Source organism: Micromonospora sp. RTBAU3-60 (genome assembly GCF_054963695.1).
In genome coordinates this window covers 1-960 of record NZ_JBUEGB010000188.1, presented here as the reverse complement: position 1 = coordinate 960, position 960 = coordinate 1, and the positions used below count along the sequence as shown (strand labels likewise).

Genomic DNA, 960 nt, shown 5'->3' with positions numbered 1-960 from the left:
CGGTCCGGGTGACGCATGAGGATCGGCTTGCGCGGTTCGGTGTCGGCTGGCTCAAACAGCTGCTCGCCGTGCACGGCGCCACCCTGGAAGTGCTGCATCCGAAGAAGCTCGGCGGACGCGAGGAGTTGCTGGAGGATTTCGGTTCGTTGGTCACGACGTTCGCGGGGCGCCTGTATGGGATGCGGTCGGCGGAGAACCGGCGTCGTCTGCTGGCCGAGTCCGGGCAATGCCAGGCCGGTGGTGGGTGAGCGGGAAGCCGCCGCTGGCCGAAGGCGAGACTTTCCGCACCGCGTGTGCCCGCGGCTTGCTGCGATCTGGGGTGGACGAGAAGACCGGCGAGGTGCTGACGCAGGCGGTGCTTGCGCAACGGATCGGCTGGTGTGCCGACCTGGTGGCGGGCATGGTCTCGGGCATGTTGGCGCAGCGCTGGAACGCCGCGGATGTGGAGGTGTTGGCCTCTGGGCGGGACGCGGGCGGGCGGACGTTGCCGTCGAACGCGTGGATGGCGCTGCGGCGCCTGGGCTGGACGGTCGCCCCGTCTGAGGGTGTGAAGGTCAATGACCGGATCGTGCGGATGGCGCAGGAGCAGGCGGGGCGTGTTCTGCGTTCGGCGTCGTGGCGTGCTGGCCTGACCTCCGGTGTGTTGGCGACGTGGCCGGCCGATCCGCGTCGGCGCACCGCGCAGGAGTGGGGGCGGGTACGTAAGGCGGTTCCGGGCGGGGAGCATCTGCCGTCGGGTGTCATCAAGTCCCGAACGCGGCAGGCTGCCAGGTTCCTTGCCGTCAATGGGCGGCTGCCGGTGGATGTGTTCGAACTGGAAGGCGTCCCACGGGTGGCGCGGATGCTGCTGTTGGCCGCGTGTGACCGGCAGCAGGCCAGCATCGAACGCAGCGGGACTGACCCGGGCAGGGTGTTGCTGCGGTTGCAGCTTCCCTCACGTCCGGATCCGCGATCGTATCG

The 960-nt window shown here is 69.5% G+C and carries 2 protein-coding genes; both read left to right on the top strand.

Features of this window, described 5'->3' with window-relative positions; all coding sequences use genetic code 11:
- A partial coding sequence (locus tag ACY34I_RS40490) for an IS607 family transposase (protein ID WP_462760844.1) occupies positions 1 to 248 on the top strand: 248 nt, incomplete at its 5' end.
- A gap of 71 nt (positions 249 to 319) precedes the next feature.
- On the top strand, positions 320 to 960 hold a 641-nt coding region (locus ACY34I_RS40485), incomplete at its 3' end, for a hypothetical protein (RefSeq protein ID WP_462760843.1).